The 19,575-nt window shown below is 60.0% G+C and carries 13 protein-coding genes and 3 pseudogenes; 4 read left to right on the plus strand and 12 right to left on the minus strand.

What is annotated here, in order from left to right:
- Positions 1–414 precede the first annotated feature (414 nt).
- The 4 genes from CD58_RS04165 to CD58_RS04180 are packed head-to-tail and all read right to left on the minus strand — an operon-like array spanning position 415 to position 3,881.
- Positions 415–1,572, minus strand: coding sequence for a betaine/proline/choline family ABC transporter ATP-binding protein (locus CD58_RS04165; protein ID WP_025211809.1), 1,158 nt, complete (start codon positions 1,570–1,572; stop codon positions 415–417).
- The gene (locus CD58_RS04170; protein WP_025211810.1) at positions 1,569–2,222 is read right to left on the minus strand and encodes an ABC transporter permease; all 654 of its coding nucleotides are present in this window, start codon (positions 2,220–2,222) and stop codon (positions 1,569–1,571) included. Before CD58_RS04170 ends, CD58_RS04165 begins: the two co-directional genes overlap by 4 nt.
- A 15-nt stretch (positions 2,223–2,237) precedes the next feature.
- Positions 2,238–3,140 (minus strand): glycine betaine ABC transporter substrate-binding protein, encoded by a 903-nt coding sequence (locus CD58_RS04175; protein ID WP_025211811.1) that lies wholly within the window; start codon positions 3,138–3,140, stop codon positions 2,238–2,240.
- A 24-nt stretch (positions 3,141–3,164) separates the two neighbouring features.
- Positions 3,165–3,881, minus strand: coding sequence for an ABC transporter permease (locus tag CD58_RS04180; RefSeq protein ID WP_025211812.1), 717 nt, complete (start codon positions 3,879–3,881; stop codon positions 3,165–3,167).
- A gap of 334 nt (positions 3,882–4,215) precedes the next feature.
- On the opposite strand from CD58_RS04180, the gene CD58_RS04185 reads away from it, so the two are divergent.
- From CD58_RS04185 to CD58_RS04200, 4 genes are all read left to right on the plus strand, one after another.
- Positions 4,216–5,799, plus strand: a complete 1,584-nt coding sequence (locus CD58_RS04185) for a peptide chain release factor 3 (RefSeq protein ID WP_025211813.1) — start codon at positions 4,216–4,218, stop codon at positions 5,797–5,799.
- Between the two features lie 346 nt (positions 5,800–6,145).
- Positions 6,146–6,388 carry a hypothetical protein gene (locus CD58_RS04190; protein WP_025211814.1) on the plus strand — a complete coding sequence of 81 codons (243 nt, stop codon included), beginning with the start codon at positions 6,146–6,148 and terminating at the stop codon, positions 6,386–6,388.
- A gap of 932 nt (positions 6,389–7,320) precedes the next feature.
- Positions 7,321–7,692 (plus strand): hypothetical protein, encoded by a 372-nt coding sequence (locus tag CD58_RS04195; protein ID WP_144238511.1) that lies wholly within the window; start codon positions 7,321–7,323, stop codon positions 7,690–7,692.
- Between the two features lie 386 nt (positions 7,693–8,078).
- Positions 8,079–8,528, plus strand: coding sequence for a hypothetical protein (locus CD58_RS04200; protein WP_025211816.1), 450 nt, complete (start codon positions 8,079–8,081; stop codon positions 8,526–8,528).
- A 161-nt stretch (positions 8,529–8,689) separates the two neighbouring features.
- On the opposite strand, the gene CD58_RS04205 is transcribed toward CD58_RS04200, so the two are convergent.
- The 8 genes and pseudogenes from CD58_RS04205 to CD58_RS04240 form a co-directional block, all read right to left on the minus strand.
- Complete coding sequence (locus tag CD58_RS04205; RefSeq protein ID WP_025211817.1) at positions 8,690–9,670, minus strand: peptide ABC transporter ATP-binding protein; 981 nt, start codon at positions 9,668–9,670, stop codon at positions 8,690–8,692.
- Positions 9,670–10,638: an ABC transporter ATP-binding protein gene (locus tag CD58_RS04210; protein WP_025211818.1), complete on the minus strand. Its 969-nt coding sequence runs from the start codon at positions 10,636–10,638 to the stop codon at positions 9,670–9,672. The genes CD58_RS04205 and CD58_RS04210 overlap by 1 nt, the downstream gene beginning before the upstream one ends.
- A gap of 10 nt (positions 10,639–10,648) precedes the next feature.
- Positions 10,649–11,560, minus strand: coding sequence for an ABC transporter permease subunit (locus tag CD58_RS04215; protein ID WP_025211819.1), 912 nt, complete (start codon positions 11,558–11,560; stop codon positions 10,649–10,651).
- Between the two features lie 10 nt (positions 11,561–11,570).
- Positions 11,571–12,562, minus strand: a pseudogene (locus CD58_RS04220) (ABC transporter permease subunit).
- 73 nt (positions 12,563–12,635) lie between these two features.
- Positions 12,636–14,231 (minus strand): annotated as a pseudogene (locus tag CD58_RS04225) (ABC transporter substrate-binding protein).
- 75 nt (positions 14,232–14,306) lie between these two features.
- Positions 14,307–15,722: an OprD family porin gene (locus CD58_RS04230; RefSeq protein ID WP_025211820.1), complete on the minus strand. Its 1,416-nt coding sequence runs from the start codon at positions 15,720–15,722 to the stop codon at positions 14,307–14,309.
- Between the two features lie 170 nt (positions 15,723–15,892).
- Positions 15,893–17,495, minus strand: a pseudogene (locus tag CD58_RS04235) (ABC transporter substrate-binding protein).
- A 386-nt stretch (positions 17,496–17,881) separates the two neighbouring features.
- A complete protein-coding gene (locus CD58_RS04240; protein WP_025211821.1) occupies positions 17,882–19,507 on the minus strand; it encodes an ABC transporter substrate-binding protein in 1,626 nt (541 codons plus the stop codon).
- Positions 19,508–19,575: the final 68 nt, after the last annotated feature.

The raw sequence follows: 19,575 nt of genomic DNA on the forward strand, positions 1-19,575 counted from the left end.
TTCCCGCCTTGTCTTGCCTGCGCTCGCTACGCTCTCAAACGACCTGGAGTTTGGTGCCCTTGGCCTTGCTGTCTCGTCGTCAGTACTTGAGCCGGATGGATCGTTTCCAGCATGGACGTTCGGCGCGAACTTTAGGGCGTGAGGGGCCTGAGATCAACTAAAAATGTCGCGTTTTTGCACACATCCGTCGTGCGGCCCGCGACAGCTCATGATGTAACCGACCTGTGTGACGGATTGATGTTCCCTTGGATTGGTTTTTCAGGCTGCCGAATGTGCTTTTGTGGCGAGGGAGCTTGCTCCCGCTTGAGTGCGAAGCGCTCATCGCTTTTTTGGGGCCGCTTCGCGACCCAGCGGGAGCAAGCTCCCTCGCCACAGGTCCCAGGCTACCTTCCAGAGTGTGGGAGCTATCAGAAGTCAGGCCGACGCGGTCTCGGCCGGCGAGACAATACTGGTCTTGCCGCCGCGCGAGCGTCCGGAGCTCAGGTACTCGGCGATCGATTCCTGGGTCACTTCCCCGAGGAACACCCGCTCGGCGTCCATCACCGGCAGCCACGAACGGTTGAATTCGTACATGCGCGACAGCAGGATCCGCAGGTGCTCGTCGTAGGCCGCGGTGGCGTTGAACTCACGCAGGAACTGCGCGCAGGTGCCGGTCTGGCGGTACAAGTCGCGACGGCGCACATAGCCCAGCGCCTTATTTTCGGCGCAGGTGACCACCATGTAGCGACGGTCATGTTCGTCCATCAGCTCCAGCGCCTCATTCACCGGCGTCTCCGGGCTGACCGACGGGGCGTTGTCCGCCGCGTCCTCGGCCTTGACCAGCAGCAGGCGCTTGAGCGTGCTGTCCTGGCCGACGAAACTGCTGACGAACTCGTCGGCCGGATGCGCCAGCAGGGTATCCGGGTGATCGAACTGGATCAGCTTGCCGGCGCGGAAGATCGCAATCTTGTCCCCCAGCTTGATGGCTTCGTCGATGTCGTGGCTGACCATGATCACGGTCTTGTTCAGCGCCCGTTGCATCTCGAAGAATTCGTTCTGGATCATTTCGCGGTTGATCGGGTCCACCGCGCCGAACGGTTCGTCCATCAGCAACAGCGGCGCATCGGCCGCCAAGGCACGGATCACGCCGATCCGTTGCTGCTGGCCGCCCGACAGTTCGCGGGGGTAGCGGTGCAGGTACTGCTTGGGCTCGAGCTTGATCATGCTCATCAATTCGCGGGCACGGTCGTGGCATTTCTGCTTGTCCCAGCCCAGCAGGCGCGGGACCACGGTGATGTTTTCCTCGATGGTCATGTTCGGGAACAGGCCGATCTGCTGGATCACGTAGCCGATGTTGCGGCGCAGGGTCACTTCATCCAGGCCGGTGGTGTCTTCGCCGTTGATCAATACCTTGCCCGAGGTGGGCGGGATCAGGCGGTTGATCATCTTCAGCGTGGTGCTTTTGCCACAGCCCGACGGCCCGAGGAACACGCAGATCTCGCCTTCGTTGACGATCAGGTTCACCGAGTCCACGGCCTTGACGTCCTTGCCGTTGCTCTTGAAGGTTTTGCTGAGGTTTTGAAGTTCGATCATTTCAGTAGTCCTTTTGGGGTCAGCGAGCGTTGCAGCCATTGCAGAAGCAGGTCGGCGAAGATGGCCAGGAGACTGACCAGCACGGCGCCGACGATCAGCATCGACATATCGCTGCGGCTGATTGAAGCGAGGATGAGCACGCCCAGGCCACCGGCACCGATGGTGGCGGCGATGGTCATGACGCCGATGTTCATGACCACGGCGGTGCGTACGCCGGCCAGGATCACCGGCACGGCGATGGGCAGTTCGACCATGCGCAGGCGCTGGCCGAAAGTCATGCCGATGCCGCGGGCGGCTTCACGGATGCCGGGTTCGACACCGGTCAGGGCCAGGTAGGTGTTGCGCATGATCGGCAGCAGGGAATAGAGAAACACCGCGGTGATCGCCGGCATCGGCCCCAGGCCCTGGCCGAACGTGGAATAGAACGGCAGCAACAGGCCGAACAGCGCAATCGACGGAATGGTCAGCAATACGGTGGCGCTGGCCTGCAACGGGCCCGCGAGCGTCGGGAAGCGGGTCATGACGATGCCCAGCGGCACGCCGACCACGATGGCCAGGGTCACGGCGATGCCCACCAGGGTGATGTGCTGCCAGGTCAGGTGCAGCACCAGCGGCCAGTCCAGATGGGAAAAGGCGTCAAGAAAATCCATGGCTTTTCCTCCAGGTCATTGGGTTGAGAGCAGGGAATGCTGGCGCAGGAAATCGGCGGCAACGGTGGAAGGGCTTTCATGGTTGACGTCCACGCGGGCGTTGAGCTGGCGCATGGTTGCGTCATCGAACAGCTCGGCCAGGGGCTTGAGCTGCGCGGCCAGCTGCGGATGTGCATCGAGGAAGGCCTGGCGCACCACGGGCGCGGCGGTGTAGTCGGGGAAGTAGTGCTTGTCGTCTTCCAGCAACTTCAGCTTGAACGCGTTCAGCCGGCCGTCGGTGGTGTACACCAGCCCGGCGAACACTTGGCCGTTGCGCAGAGCGGTGTAGACCAGGCCGGCATCCATCTGCCGGATATTCTGGCGGGTCAGGTTCATGCCGTACTGCTCGACCATGCCCGCCAGGCCGTCGGAGCGATTGGCGAACTCGGTGTCCAGGGCCACCAGGTGATGGTCATCGGCTTCGGCCTGCAGCACCGTGTTCAACTGGCTGATGCTGTTGATCTGCGGATATTTCTTCGCGACTTTCTCCGGCAGGGCCAACGCGTAGGTGTTGCTGAATTTCGACGGCGCCAGCCAGGCCAGGCCTTTTTTCGCGTCGAGTTCTTTCACTCGGGCGTAGGACTGGGCGCTGTCGAGTTTCTCGGTGACGTGGTTGTAGGCCACCAGCGACACGCCGGTGTATTCCCACAGCAGGTCCAATTGCCCGGTTTCATGGGCGCTACGGGCCAGGTTGCTGCCCAGGCCACCGGTGATCTGCGCGTCGTAGCCCTTGCTGCGCAGGTATTGCGCGGTAATTTCCGCCAGCAATGTCTGTTCGGTGAACACCCGGGCGCCGAGGCGGATCAGCGGTTTTTCAGCGGCTTGGGCGAATCCCGCGAACAGCAGGACACAGCCCAGTATCAAGCTCAACTTCTTCATAACGATTCCTTTATCCGGCCTGGCTTATGACGGTTGCAGGCCGCGTTCCAGCCAGAGGCGGCTGGCCAGTGTCACCAGGCCGTCGAGCAACAACGCCAACAGGGCGGTGCAGGCCGCGCCGAGCAATAGCTGCGGCTGGTTGTTCAAGGCAATGCCGGGGAAGATCAGGCTGCCGAGGCTGTTGGCACCGATCAAAAAGGCCAGTGGCGCGGTGCCGACGTTGATCGCCAGCGCCACCCGCACGCCACCGATGATGATGGGCACGGCGTTGGGCAACTCGACTTTCCACAGCACTTGGCGCGGCGTCATGCCGATGCCGACAGCGGCTTCCTTGAGAGAACCCTGGACGTTTTTCAGCCCTTCATAGGTGTTGCGCACGATGGGCAGCAGCGAGGCGAGGAACAAGGCGAAGATGGCAGGCCCGCTGCCGATGCCCAGGATGCCCAGGGCGATGGCCAGTACGGCCAGGGGCGGCACGGTGTTGCCGATGTTGAACACTTGCATGAAGCGTTCGGCGCGCCCGACCATGCCGGGACGGCTGAGGGCGATGCCTGCCGGGATCCCCACGAGCAGGGCCGCCAGCATGGAGGCCAATACAAGCATCAGGTGCGCTTGCAGGTAAAACAGCAGGTCGTCGCGGTAATGTTGGATCGTATCGATGCCGATCCAGTGGACCAACAGGGCCAGGAGGGCGACGACGACCGCACCTCCGATAAGCCCTTTGCCATAGCGGATAGCCACAGGCGGACTCCTTTTTGTTTCAGTCGGCGCACGCAGTCCCGTGTGGCAGGCCATTGCTGGCTGTCGGGACAAGACGTTCGCGAGAAGCAGCTCTTTTCGATGCCGGTAAAACAGCGGGTAAATCGAGCCATGAGCGCAGCCTCGTCAGGCTAACTTGCTGATTTTTCAGACCCTGACGAATAGCCGTAACAGGGTGGTGGACGCCTCCACGCTGCAAAAGGTTCCCATGCCGGGCAGTATCTGGCCACCCTTGATGTGCTCAACGGTTCGGTTCCTGGTTCAAGTTGAGCTATAATCGCCGCCCTTTTTTGAATCACCTGCCAGGCGATTTCCCATGACCAAACAGGCCGCCGAAGTCGCGAAACGCCGCACTTTCGCCATTATTTCCCACCCCGATGCCGGTAAGACCACCATCACCGAGAAGCTCTTGCTGATGGGCAAGGCGATCGCGATTGCCGGCACGGTGAAATCTCGCAAGTCCGACCGCCATGCCACCTCCGACTGGATGGAAATGGAAAAACAACGGGGTATTTCCATTACCACGTCGGTCATGCAGTTCCCGTATCGCGATCACATGATCAACCTGCTCGACACCCCGGGCCACGAAGACTTCTCCGAAGACACCTACCGCACCCTGACGGCGGTGGACTCGGCACTGATGGTCCTCGACGGCGGTAAAGGCGTCGAGCCACGGACCATCGCGCTGATGGACGTCTGCCGTCTGCGGGACACGCCGATTGTCAGCTTCATCAACAAACTCGACCGTGACATCCGCGACCCCATCGAACTGCTCGACGAGATCGAAGCGGTCCTGAAGATCAAGGCCGCGCCGATCACCTGGCCGATCGGCTGCTACCGCGATTTCAAGGGCGTGTACCACTTGGCCGACGACTACATCATCGTCTACACCGCCGGTCACGGGCATGAGCGCACCGAGGTGAAGATCATCGAGAAGCTCGACTCCGATGAGGCCCGCGCGCACCTGGGCGACGAGTACGACCGTTTCGTCGAGCAGTTGGAGCTGGTGCAGGGCGCCTGCCACGAATTCAACCAGCAGGAGTTCCTCGACGGCCAACTGACCCCGGTGTTCTTCGGTACGGCCCTGGGCAACTTCGGCGTGGACCATGTGCTCGACGCCGTGGTCGATTGGGCCCCGCGCCCCCTGGCTCGCGTCGCCAACGAGCGTACCGTGGAACCGGTGGAAGAGAAATTCGCCGGCTTCGTGTTCAAGATCCAGGCGAACATGGACCCCAAGCACCGCGACCGCATCGCCTTCATGCGCATCTGTTCCGGCAAATACGAAAAAGGCATGAAGATGCGCCACGTGCGCACCGGCAAGGACGTGCGCATCGGCGACGCCCTGACCTTCTTCTCCTCGGAACGCGAGCAACTGGAAGAAGCTTTCGCCGGTGACATCATCGGCCTGCACAACCACGGCACGATCCAGATCGGCGACACCTTCACCGAAGGCGAAACCCTGGGTTTCACCGGTATTCCGCACTTCGCCCCGGAACTGTTCCGCCGCGTACGCCTGAAGGACCCGCTCAAGTCCAAGCAACTGCGCCAGGGCCTCCAGCAACTGGCCGAAGAGGGCGCCACCCAGGTGTTCTTCCCGACCCGCAGCAACGACATCATCCTCGGCGCCGTCGGTGTGCTGCAGTTCGACGTGGTCGCCAGCCGCTTGAAAGAGGAATACAAGGTCGAGTGCTCCTACGAGCCGATCACCGTGTACTCCGCCCGTTGGGTGGAATGCGGCGACAAGAAGAAACTCGAGGAATTCTCCAACAAGGCCGTGGAAAACCTCGCCTTGGACGGTGGCGGTCACCTGACCTACCTGGCGCCGACCCGGGTCAACCTGGCGCTGATGGAAGAGCGCTGGCCGGATGTGAAATTCCGGGCGACGCGTGAGCATCATTAAGCGTTGAGCTTCACCCCCAAACCCCGTAGCGAAATCTGCGGGGTTTTTTATTGCCTCCGAGGTCTCGTCCATAAGCCATTCACTGTGGGAGCGAGTTTGTTCGCGATAGCGGTGGGTCAGCTTGCCTGGATGTTGAATGAGCTGCCCTCATCGCGAGCAAGCTCGCTCCCACACTGGGTTTTGGCGTTAGTTGGATTGGAGATAAGGTTTATTCGAAACCAATCTGTAGGGCAATGGCATTTCTGGCGGTTCTGAAGCGTCCTATCTGGTGAACCGGCCTGTTCAGAACTAGATTTTCTTGAGCGCCGTCAGGCCCCGGCTTCATCCGGAAAAGAAGGAATTGGCTATGAACACGCTTCTACGCATGATGTTTTTGCTGAAAGTTTTGGTGATGTTGTCCTTGGGCTCTACCGCCGCATGGGCCGAATGCGATGAGCATGAGAAGCACGCCTCGAGTGGGCAGGTAACGCAAGGCGAGATGATGTTTGTCGCGAACGAAGAGCAGGTGCCTGGTGATCAGGATAACGACGACTCGACGATCGATGATCCTGATGCCGACGATGGCGATGAGGGTGATAGCCAGACTTGATTCAGGCACTGGACTCGCTGATTAAAACGCCCTGCATCAGGTAATGCTGTTCATTTAAGACAAGACGGCGCTTCTTCCGAGATGGGAGGGCGCCGTTTTTGAGGCTTGTCTTGGGCTTTGTGTTCGTGTGTATATCCGTTGCTGCGGTAACGGCCACTGGCGGTTCCGCTCTTACAGCGGCTCACTTTTGAGAAGCGCAAAAGTAAGCAAAACGCTCATGCCCCACCACTCGGCACCTCGCCTAGGCTCGGTGTGCCCGAACGCAGCCATTGCTCCGTGGGCCGCCGCGAAGGGCCATCCATGGCCCAGCGCGGCTAACCCGGCATCCATGCCGGGTTGCCCACTGCGCAATGCCTGCGTTCGGCCATCGTGGTTAACGGGGCGCCCACGATCAAAAGCGTACGCGAGGCGGCCTTATAGCCGACCTGGTTTGGGTGGGACCGCGTTTCTCCTGTGGGAGCGGGCTTGCTCGCGAAAGCGGAGGGTCAGTTTGTGGTGATGTTGGCTGTGCTGACGCCATCGCGAGCAAGCTCGCTCCCACAGTTTTTGTGTCGTGTACAGATGCTGTGAACACACCCGCAACTCCATGTGGGAGCGAGCTTGCTCGCGATAGCGGTGGTTCAGCCACATAGATGCTGGACATCTCCTGCCCCTGCTTTTGCTTTGGCTTCTGATCTGGGACGCCCCCGCCCAAAATAAAACTCAAAAAAACGGTTTCTGCGTACGTCGACGCCGTAGGCCGACGGCGGCGACCTGTCAGGTCTTACAGTAGACGGAATCGCAGCCGGCTCTTATAACTTCGGGCAGCAGTCGTTCAGTTGCTGATGAACCGGGAGATCACCATGAGAACCAGCGACCAGTCTAGAAGGGCGAGAGGGCACTTGGCGGGATGGGTGGGAGGCGTTGCGTTTGATTCAACCAGGCTGACATTGGTGGCTGACGCCTACAGTGATGACTTCGTGATTCAAGCCCGCTGGACCGATGGTGGAGAAAGAGAACTGACGTTCTACATTCCTGAACGAGGCTCGGAACGCAAGGTATACACGTTTGCTGCTGCGCAAGGCGCTGGCGCTTACTATGAGATAACCGGGGAGCGGACCATGGACTGGCAGGGCGGCTCCATCACGCGAGAAAAAACCGAGTTCTCTGCGCCCGATCCCAACCAATGGCGGGCGATGATTGGTTTCAATTTTGAAGTCAGTATCGATGACCAGGCTGTCTGGATAAAGGGCGAGGGTGAGCTCATTGGCGCGTCTCCCTGGAACAGGGAGACGCGTGAGCGATTTCAGGCGCGCAAAGGTTAGAGGATCTAGGGTTAACACCTGTTCGTAGACATTGTGGGCAGTTAACGAACGGGACACTTCAATACCTTGACGCATCAACCATGACTCAAGATCGGTGTAGGCATCTCCCTTATGGCACACAACATTTCTGGATGATATTCACCCTGTCCCCGAACTAAACAACCTGATTTTTTAGGGGGAAGTCCAGCGCTGAAAACTATCAGGATAATAAAGAATATCGGATGTCGTCCTCCCGCATTTAATTATGCTTTTTTTTGAAGCGGAGCGATTTGCTTATCGCAATAAAGTCTCTTCACCTGTCAGAACTGACAGTGGACGAGCGTTCCTGCATCCCCCTATAAATGTATTCGTAATGGCGGTTTTAATAACGGACAAGGAGACGCATGATGAGTACTAAAGTTACTACAGGAGAGCTGCGGGCGACGGGGACTTCACCGTCTGGATTTTCTACTACCAATGTTTCGGCCCAACGAAATTTGGCCGATAAGGGATATACGTTTGAAGGTAGTAATGCCAAAGGAGAGTGGCTACATTTTTTTGTTCGCACACTGGATATTAAACAAGGGCAAAGTTTTGCTATTGAACAGTATGGGGGTGTAGGGACAGCTGCGGCGTATTACAGGGACCCCGACAAGAAAATATATAACGGAACGTCTGGAGTTATTAATTTTGAAATATTCGATGCGGAAAACGAAAAAGTTGAAATACGCACCTCTGGCTTAGAGATGACCAAGGACTCGGAATTAAAGAAGGTTGAGGCGCGCGGTAATTTCGTAGGGATTCAGGAGAGTAATAAAAAGGTTCTGGATGAAAAAGGAAATCTTAGTTTGAAATAGTCAGTCATTTTCGCGGGGTGCCTTACCTGCGGTGAGAGCTATATCTGTGGCGAGGGAGCTTGCTCCCGCTGGACTGCGCAGCAGGCCCAAAAAAGAGGGTCCGCTTCGCGGCCCAGCGGGAGCAAGCTCCCTCGCCACAAGTGCTCTATTCGCCTTTTGCCTTATGCCGCGCCGTCGAGGAACCGCTCGGCGTAGTGACACGCCACCTGGCGGTTATCCAGCAACCGCAGGGCCGGTTCTTCCGTTGTGCAGCGCTCGGTGGCGTACGGGCAGCGCTTGTGGAAGGCGCAGCCGGACGGTGGGTTGAGCGGGTTGGGCAGTTCGCCGACGATCTTGATCTTCGGCTTGTTCGGGTCCGGGTGGATGGTCGGCGTGGCCGACAGCAGCGCCTGGGTGTACGGGTGCAGCGGGCGGCTGTAGATGGACTCGTTGGGGCCCATTTCCACCGGACGACCAAGGTACATCACCATCACGTCGTCGGCCACGTGTTGCACCACCGCCAGGTTGTGGGAAATGAACACGTAGGCGGTGTTGAATTCCTGCTGCAAATCCATGAACAGGTTGAGCACCTGGGCCTGGATCGACACGTCCAGCGCCGACGTCGGTTCGTCCGCCACCAGCACCTTGGGTTGCAGCATCATGGCACGGGCCAGGGCGATGCGCTGGCGCTGGCCGCCGGAGAACATGTGTGGGTAGCGCTGGTAATGCTCGGGGCGCAAGCCCACCTGCTTCATCATCGCCTGGACTTTTTCCCGCCGCTCTGTGGCCGACAGGTTGGTGTTGATCAGCAACGGCTCGGCCAGCTGATCACCGATTTTCTGCCGTGGGTTGAGGGACGCATAGGGGCTCTGGAACACCATCTGCACGTCTTTGCGCAGTTGCTTGCGTTCGGCCTTGTTGGCGCCGGTCACTTCCTGGCCGGCGATTTTCAAGGAGCCGGAGGACGGTTCTTCGATCAGTGTCAGGGCCCGGGCGAGGGTGGATTTGCCGCAGCCGGATTCACCCACCACGGCCAGGGTCTTGCCGGCTTCCAGTTCGAACGACACGCCATTGAGCGCGCGCACGTTCGCATGGCCCTTGAACATGCCACGGGACACTTCGTAATGACGGGTCAGGTCACGGGCGGTAAGTACGACGGCCATCACGCCACCTCCTGGTTCAACGGGTAGAAGCAGCGGGCGAGGCTGGCGGTTTTCGGGTCAAGGGCGGGGCGTTGCTGGCGGCAGTTGTCCTGCACGTACGGGCAGCGCGGCGACAGCAGGCAACCTTGCGGACGGTCGTAGCGACCGGGCACGATGCCCGGCAGCGTCGCCAGGCGCTCGGCGCCCATGCTGTGCTCCGGAATCGCCGCCAGCAGCGCTTCGCTGTACGGGTGGGCGGGGATGTCGAACAGCTCAGGCACCTTGCCGACTTCTACCGCTTGGCCGGCGTACATTACGCACACGCGCTGGGCGGTTTCCGCCACCACGGCCAGGTCGTGGGTGATCAGCACCAGGCCCATGTTCTGCTCTTTTTGCAGGGCCAGCAGCAGGTCCATGATCTGGGCCTGGATGGTCACGTCCAGGGCGGTGGTCGGTTCGTCGGCGATCAACAGTTTCGGCTCGCCGGCAATGGCCATGGCAATTGCCACCCGCTGGCTCATACCACCGGACAACTGGTGAGGGTAGGCGTCCATGCGGCTGGCGGCGCCAGGGATCTCGACTTTTTCCAGCAGTTCGATGGCGCGCTTGCGGGCGGACTTGCCGGACATCTTCAGGTGCAGGCGCAGCACTTCTTCGATCTGGAAACCCACGGTGTAGCTGGGGTTGAGCGCGGTCATCGGGTCCTGGAACACCATCGCCAGGTCCTTGCCGACGATCTGCCGGCGCTGACGGTTGCTCAGCTTGAGCATGTTCTTGCCGTCGAAGTTCAGCGCGTCGGCGGTGACGATGCCGGGGTGCTCGATCAGGCCCATCAGCGCCATCATGGTCACGGATTTACCCGAGCCCGATTCGCCAACGATGGCCAGCACTTCGCCTTTTTCCACGGTCAGGTCCAGACCGTCGACCACCGGAACGGCGGTGGCGTCGCCGAAGCGAACGTTGAGATTCTTGATTTCTAGCAGTGACATGGGAATCTCCTCAGGCGGCGTTCTTGAGTTTCGGGTCCAGCGCATCGCGCAGACCGTCGCCCATCAGGTTGATTGCCAGCACGCTGAGCAAAATGGTCAAGCCGGGCAGGCTCACCACCCACCAGGCGCGTTCGATGTAGTCGCGGGCCGAGGCCAGCATGGTGCCCCACTCCGGGGTCGGCGGCTGTACGCCGAGGCCGAGGAAGCCCAGGGCGGCGGCGTCGAGGATCGCCGAGGAAAAGCTCAAGGTCGCCTGCACGATCAGCGGCGCCATGCAGTTGGGCAGCACGGTGATGAACATCAGGCGTGGCAGGCCGGCACCGGCCAGGCGCGCGGCGGTCACGTAGTCACGGTTCAGCTCGCCCATCACGGCGGCGCGGGTCAGGCGCACGTAGGACGGTAGCGAGACGATAGCGATGGCGATCACGGTGTTGATCAGGCCAGGGCCGAGGATGGCGACGATCGCCACGGCCAGCAGCAGCGAAGGCAGGGCCAGCATGATGTCCATCAAGCGCATGATGGTCGGGCCGAGCAGGCGCGGGAAGAACCCGGCGAACAGCCCCAGCAGGATGCCCGGGATCAGCGACATCACCACCGACGACAAGCCGATCAGCAGCGACAGGCGTGAACCCTGGATCAGGCGCGAGAGCAGATCGCGGCCCAGCTCATCAGTGCCCAGCAGGAACTGGATCTGCCCGCCTTCGAGCCAGGCCGGCGGCGTCAGCAGGAAGTCGCGGTACTGCTCGCTCGGGTCGTGGGGCGCGACCCACGGCGCGAAGAGCGCGCAGAACACCACCAGAATCATGAACAGCAGCCCGGCCACGGCGCCTTTGTTGCGGGAAAACGCGTGCCAGAATTCTTTGTACGGGGACGGGTACAGCAGGCTTTGATCGACTGCTACCGAGGTAGTTGGAGTACTCATTGATTTGATCTCAGCGCTGGTGACGGATGCGTGGGTTGGCAAAGCCGTAGAGGATGTCCACGACGAAGTTGACCAGAATCACCAGGCAGGCGATTAACAGGATGCCGTTCTGCACCACGGGATAGTCCGGGCGCCGATGGCTTCGATCAGCCACTTGCCGATGCCCGGCCAGGAGAAGATCGTTTCGGTCAGGACCGCGCCAGCCAGCAGGGTGCCGACTTGCAGGCCGACCACGGTCAGCACCGGAATCAGCGCGTTGCGCAGGCCATGCACGAACACCACGCGCGACGGCGACAGGCCTTTGGCGCGGTGCGAATGTAGTCTTCGCGCAGCACTTCCAGCATCGAAGAACGGGTCATGCGGGCGATCACCGCCAGCGGAATGGTGCCCAGCACGATGGCCGGCAGGATGGTGCAAGGCATCGAGGAAAGCGCCCGGCTCATCGGCCAGCAGGGTGTCGATCAGCATGAAGCCGGTCCGCGGCTCGATGTCGTACAGCAGGTCGATTCGCCCGGACACCGGCGTCCAGCCCAGGGACACCGAGAAGAACATGATCAGGATCAGGCCCCACCAGAAGATCGGCATCGAATACCCCGCCAGGGAGATGCCCATCACCCCATGGTCGAACAGGGATCCTCGCTTGAGTGCCGCGATCACCCCGGCCAGGAGGCCCAGGATACCGGCGAACAACAGGGCGGCCATGGACAGTTCCAGGGTCGCGGGAAACAGGGAGCTGAACTCGCTCCATACGCTTTCACGGGTACGCAGCGATTCGCCGAGATCGCCGTGGGCCAGCTTGCCGATGTAGTCCAGGTACTGGGCATACAGCGGTTTGTTGAGGCAAGGCGTTCCATTGCCTGAGCATGCATTTCGGGATCGACCCGACGTTCGCATCACTTCCACGGGGTCACCGGGGATCATGCGAATCAACGCGAAGGTCAGCAAGGTGATGCCGAAGAACGTAGGGAATAATCCCAGTCGGCGGGCAATAAAACTAAACATCTTCAGGTGTACCTCATCAGCCGGTTAGGCGTGCCGGCAGCCCTTGGGTAAGGGCCACCGGGCGTTTTCTTATCTACTTCACCTGGGTGGTGGCGAAGTTGTTGGTGGTGAGCGGGCTAATCACATAGCCCTCTACGTTCTTGCGCATTGCCGTGAACATGCGGGTGTGGGCATGCTGATCCACGGTTGGTCCTGGTTGAAAATCACCTGGGCTTGCTCATAGAGCTTGATACGCTCCTCGGGGTTCACTGTGGCGCGGGCCTGGTCGATCAGCGCCTGGAATTTCTCATTGCACCAGCGCGCGTAGTTTTCGCCGTTCTTGGCCGCCTCGCAACTGAGCATAGGCGTCAGGAAGTTATCCGGGTCGCCGTTATCGCCCGCCCATCCGGCGGAGACCATGTCGTGCTCGCCGTTTTTCGCGCGCTTGAGCATTTCGCCCCATTCCATCACGCGGATGTCGACCTTGATCCCGACCTTCGCCAGGTCCGCCTGCATCATCTGCGCACCGAGCATCGGGTTGGGGTTGGTCGGACGCCGCCGTTGCGGGTGAACAGGGTGAACACGGTGCCTTCCGGTACGCCGGCTTCCTTGAGCAGCTCGCGGGCCTTGTCGAGGTTGCGGGGCGGGTTCTTCAGGTCGTGGTTGAAGCCCAGCAGTGTCGGCGGGTACGGGTTGACCGCCACGGTGGCGTTGCCCTTGCCGAACAGCGCGTTGACATAGGCTTCCTTGTCGAAGGCCAGGTCGATGGCTTTGCGCACCCGCACGTCGCTCATGTATTTGTGGCTGGTGTTCAGGGCCGTGTAGGAGACGGTCATCGCATCCAGTTCAGCGACCTTCAGGTTGGGGTCCTTCTTGATGCTCGGAATGTCGTCGGGTTTTGGGGTACAGCGCGATCTGGCACTCGTTGGTCTTGAGCTTTTGCATGCGCACGTTGTTGTCGGTGGCGATGGCCAGCACCAGGGCATCGGCCGGTGGCTTGCCACGGAAGTAGTCCGGGTTGGCCTTGAAGCGCACCTGGGCGTCCTTGTTGTAGCGCTGGAAGACGAACGGCCCGGTGCCGACCGGCTTGCTGTTGAGGTCGCCGGCCTTGCCAGCCTTGAGCAACTGGTCGGCGTATTCGGCCGGGTAGATCGACGAGAAGGCCATGGCGATGTCGGCCAGGAAAGGCGCTTCGCGGCGGGTCAGGCTGAACTTGACCGTGTGCTCGTCGACTTTCTCGACGCTTTTGAGCAGCTCTTTGAAGCCCATGCTTTCAAAGTAGGGGAAGCCCACGCTCGACAGTTTGTGCCAGGGGTGATTCGGGTCCAGCTGGCGCTGGAAGCTCCAGACCACATCGTCGGCGTTCATGTCGCGGGTTGGCTTGAAGTATTCGGTGGTGTGGAACTTGACGCCCTTGCGCAAGGTGGWASGTGTACGTCAGGCCATCGTCACTGATGTCCCAGGATTCGGCCAGGGCCGGAATCACTTCGGTGGTGCCGGGCTTGAAGTCGGCCAGGCGGTTGAAAATGGTTTCCGCCACGGCGTCGGCGGTGACTGCAGTCGTGTACTGGACCATGTCGAAGCCTTCCGGGCTGGCTTCTGTACAAACCACCAGGGGTTTGGCCGTGGCGCCAACGGCGACACTCAGCAGCGCAGCGGCGATGGCGGCGCGTAGGGGGATCATGTTCATCGTCAATCCTCTGCAATCGGGTAAATGGCAAAAGACCGGACGGTCAACCTTGTGAGTCGACCGCCCGGTGGCAGTTTAGAGAATGTTGAACGGGATGGTGGTGACCAGGCGGAACTCGTTGAGGCTGCCGTCGGCCTGGTTTTCGCTGGCGCGGTGTGCGGTGTAGGTCGCACGGATCGCGGTGGCTTTCAGTGGGCCGCTCTGTACCGCATAGGATGCGCCGATGCCGTATTCGTAATGGTGTTCACCGTCCATGGCTCTCACATCGCTATAACCGGTGCTGTTGTAGTGCGTACCGTCGATGCCCCAGCCACGTGCCTGATAGATATTGAACTTCAAGCCAGGCACGCCGTACTCGGCCATGTTCAAACCATAGGCGATCTGGAAGGATTTCTCGTTCGGGCCGTTGAAGTCCGACAGCAGGGAGTTGGCCAGGTAGATGCCGTTGGTTTCGTGCAGGTAGTCGAAGTACTCGTTACCGTTCACTTCCTGATACGAGAACGTCAGGCTGTGGGCCTGGTGTGTCAGGCCGAACGACAGGGAGTAGGTGTCGTTGTCGATCTCGCCCAGCTTGCTTTTGCCCGAGTCCACGGTCTTGTAGTAGTTCAGGCCGGTGGTCAGGCTCAGCACCGAGCTGTCGCCCAGCTCATGGGTGGCGCCGAAGTAGTACTGGTTCCACAGGTCTTCGGCCTGGGTCGCCCAGAGACTGGTCTTCAGGCTGGCCAGAGGCTGGTAAGTGATACCGGCGGTGTTGACGTGATCGGTTTCAACGCTGCTGTCGCCGTATTCGGAACGGAACTTGCGCTGGCTCTCTTCGGTACGCGGCGAGTTGCGGTCGAAGGTGGCGATATCAAACGCCAGGTTTTCGAATTCTTCGCTGTGCAGGCTCACACCCTGGAAGCTGGAGGGCAGGGCACGGTTGCCGATGACGTCGACCATCGGGCTGCTGAAGTTCTGGCGGCCGGCGGTCAGGGTGGTGTTCGAAACGCGGGCCTTGACGTTTGCCAGGCCCAGTTTGCTCCACTGGCCAACGGCGTCGCCGCCTTCGCGGGTCAGGGTACGGTTGTTACCGGCGCCAGGACGGGTGGTCGGTGCGCCGCCATTGTTGGACGCCAGGTCCTTGCGATCCTGATCCAGGGCGATGGCGTTGTAGGCGGCCAGTTCGGTGCTGAAGCCCACGGTGCCTTCGGTGAAGCCCGAGTTGTACTTGATGATGGTGCCTTGCAGCCAGTTGATACGGCGATCGGTCTCACGTGCTTCGCCATTCTTGCGGTAGGTGAGTTTCGCACCACGCTTGAATTGCTCGTTGGCGTACCAGTTACGGGTCGAACCGGTTACCGATTGACCTTCGATAAAACCTTTGGCTTCGCTTTGCTCGCTGGTGGTCTTGAGGGTCACCGGAGTGACTGCCTGGCTTTGCGACTCTGCATAAGCCGTGGCGGTGACGCTGCTGATGGCCAAGGCCAGTAACGCGGTGCTGCTCAGTTTCATGGGTAAAGCTCCTTTTCTTTCTTTTAAATGCCGGTCTTTTTTGGTGATACGGCTATCGGTTTTTACGACTCATTCACAGATCGCAAACGTTTGCATGTAGCCTGATCGGCGAATTACGGCAAGACGTCTGCGTGAGGGCTCCAGGGAGCCCTCGCTGTGCGGCTAAGCGGTTATGGGTTCAGACTGACGCCTGAGAACACGTTGCGACCGAAGGGGCTGACTTTGAACCCTTCGACTTTGGCACTCAGCGGCTGGTTGACCGTCGAGTGGGCAACAGGGGTGATCGGCACTTGCTGCTTGAGCAACTGCTGGGCCTGTTTGTAGAGCACGGTGCGCTGGTCGCGATCGGTGACGACCTTGGCTTGCTTGATCAGCTTGTCGTAATCCTGGTCGCACCACATGGAGTAGTTGTTGCCGCCAATGGCATCGCAGCTGTACAGCGTGCCCAGCCAGTTGTCCGGGTCACCGTTGTCGCCGGTCCAACCGATCAGGCTGACGTCGTGTTCGCCGTTCTTGGTGCGCTTGATGTACTCGCCCCATTCGTAGCTGACGATCTTGACCTTCAGGCCGATCTTCGCCCAGTCGGCCTGGAGCATCTCGGCCATCAGCTTGGCATTGGGGTTGTAGGGGCGTTGCACGGGCATGGCCCAGAGGGTGATTTCGGTGCCTTCCTTGACCCCGGCGGCCTTGAGCAACTCCTTGGCTTTTTCCGGGTTGTAGGCCGCGTCCTTGATGGTGTCGTCGTAGGACCATTGGGTCGGTGGCATGGCGTTGACCGCCAGTTGCCCCGCGCCCTGGTACACGGCGTTGAGGATGCTTTGCTTGTTCACCGCCATGTCCAGCGCCTGGCGCACTTCGACCTGGTCGAAGGGTTTATGGCGGGTGTTGTAGGCGATGTAGCCGAGGTTGAAACCGGGCTTCTCGATCAGTTGCAGCTTTGGATCGTTCTTCAGGGCCGGCACGTCGGCTGGACGCGGATGCAAGGTGATCTGGCATTCATTGGCCTTGAGTTTCTGCACCCGTACCGAGGCGTCGGTGTTGATGGAGAAAATCAGGTTGTCCAGCTTGACCCGTTCCGGCGCCCAGTACTGCTTGTTGGCAACGTAGCGAATGTTGGAGTCTTTCTGGTAGCTCTTGAACTCGAACGGCCCGGTGCCGATCGGTTTTTGGTTGATGTCGCTCGGCTTGCCGTTCTTGAGCAACTGGTCGGCGTATTCGGCCGACAGGATCGCGGCAAAGCTCATGGCGATGTTCTGGATGAATGCGGCGTCCACGCTGTTGAGGGTCATGACCACGGTCAACGGCCCGGTCGCCTCCACCTTGGCGATGTTCTTGTTCAGGCTCATGCCGTTGAAGTACGGAAACTCGGTAGGGTAGGCCTTGCGAAACGGATGCTGCGGGTCAAGCATGCGATTGAAGGTGAACAGCACGTCGTCGGCATTGAAGTCCCGGGTCGGGGTGAAGTAATCGGTCGTATGAAACTTCACGCCTTCGCGCAGGTGAAAGGTGTATTTCAAGCCGTCTTCGGAAATATCCCAGCTTGTGGCCAGGCCGGGGACGACATTGGTCGCGCCCTTTTCAAACTCGGCCAGGCGGTTGTACAGCGGTTCGGCGGCGTCGTTGTCGGTGGCCGTGGTGTATTGCGCGGTGTCGAAACCGGCCGGGCTGCCTTCGGAACAGAACACCAGGCTGCCCGCCAGCGGCCTGGGCCATGGACGCAGCGGCCAGCAGGCCGGTGCCCAGCAATGTGGATAAAACCAAGGTATGGCGCATGACGCTCCCTCTCTCGTTCGGGGTGTTTTAACAGTGAACCGGTGTCCTTCCGGGGACGTGTCCGGGGCACTGAGTTCAATCCATTGCGCAGCGATGCCGCAGGACCAGCAAACCGACCAGGCCCCGACGGTATGAGCCGGGGGCCAGGCAGTAAATGCGTAATGCCTGAAAGACTTATGGGAAACGGCGATAGGTCCTAAACCAGCTGCTGTGGTAGGCAGTGCTTTTGGATGTAGGCGATTTCCTAGGTCTTGGCCTAAAACAACGGTATGCCGTGGGAGCTAGCCCTGCTCGCGATGGCGTTGCGGGTACACCGCAACGCCATCGCGCTCAAAAGGGGCTGCTATGCAGCCCAGCGGGAGCAAGCTCCCTCGCCACGGGTCACCTTAGTTGCTGACGCTGACGCCGTAGAAGGAGTTCAAGCCAAAGGGGCTGATCTTGAAGTCCTGCACGGTGGTGCGCATAGGTTGGAACACCGTCGAGTGAGCGATGGGTGTCATCGGGACAGCATCTTTGAGGATGTGTTGCGCCTGCTTGTACAGCTCGGTGCGCTTGGACTGGTCCGAAGTGCGCTTGGCTTGCTTGACGATGTCGTCAAACTTCTTGTCGCACCATTTCGAGAAGTTGTTGCCTTGCAGCGAGTCGCAGCCAAACAACACGTTGAGCCAGTTGTCCGGGTCACCGTTGTCGCCGCTCCAGCCGATCAGCATGGCGCCGTTTTCGCCACCCTTGGAACGCTTGATGTACTCGCCCCACTCATAAGTGACGATCTTGGCCTTGATCCCGATCTTGGCCCAGTCCGATTGCAGCATTTCGGCCATCAGCTTGGCGTTCGGGTTGTAGGGACGCTGGACCGGCATCGCCCACAGGGTGATCTCGGTGCCTTCCTTGATGCCGGCTTCCTTGAGCAGCTCCTTGGCTTTCTCCGGGTTGTACGCCGCGTCCTTGATGGTGGTGTCGTAGGACCACTGGGTCGGTGGCATGGCATTGACGGCCAGCTGGCCGGCGCCCTGGTACACCGAATCGATGATCTGCTGCTTGTTGACGGCCATGTCCAGTGCCTGGCGCACTTTCAACTGAGCCATCGGGTTGGGCTGGTCGCTGCCCTTGATTTTGTCCATCACGTTGTAGGCGATGTAGCCCAGGTTGAAGCCCGGTTGGTCCGGCATCTTCAGGTTCTTGTCTTCCTTGATCGCCTTGAGGTCGGCCGGGCGTGGGAAGAGCGTGACCTGGCATTCATTCTTTTTCAGCTTCTGGATACGCACCGACGGGTCGGTGGTGATGGCGAAGATCAGGTTATCGATCTTCACGTCTTCCGGAAGCCAGTATTCCTTGTTGCCGGTGAAGCGGATGTTCGAGTCTTTCTGGTAGCTCTTGAACACGAACGGGCCGGTGCCGATCGGCTTCTGGTTGATGTCGGAAGGCTTGCCTTCCTTGAGCAACTGGGCGGCGTACTCGGCGGACTGGATGGAGGCGAAGTGCATGGCCATGTTCTGGATGAACGCGGCGTCTACGGCGTTGAGGGTGAACCTGACGGTCTTGCCGTCGAGCTTCTCGATCTTGGCAATGTTGGTGTCCATGCCCATGTCGGTGAAGTACGGGAATTCGGTCGGATACGCCTTACGGAACGGGTCATCCTTGTTAATCATGCGATTGAAGGTGAACAGCACGTCGTCGGCGTTGAACTCGCGGGTCGGCTTGAAGTACGGGGTGGTATGGAACTTGACGCCTTCACGCAGGTGGAAAGTGTAGGTCAGGCCGTCTTCGGAAATATCCCACTTGGTCGCCAGGCCAGGAATCACAGCGGTGCCGCCGCGTTCAAACTGGGTCAGACGGTTGAATATGGTTTCTGCAGAGGCGTCGAAGTCGGTTCCGGTGGTGTACTGACCAGGGTCAAAACCGGCCGGGCTCCCTTCGGAGCAGAACACCAGGTTAGTCGCGGCTTGGGCGAAAGATGCGCTGGCTAATAAGCTCGCGCCGACTAAAAACGGAATGACCGCTTGTTTAAGCATGTTGGCCTCATGATTTGTTGTCATTTTTGGATTTGAGGGCGACCTCGTGAGTCGTCCTGCGGATACTT

The sequence above is a fragment of the Pseudomonas brassicacearum genome, from assembly GCF_000585995.1.
Lineage (GTDB): Bacteria > Pseudomonadota > Gammaproteobacteria > Pseudomonadales > Pseudomonadaceae > Aquipseudomonas > Aquipseudomonas brassicacearum_A.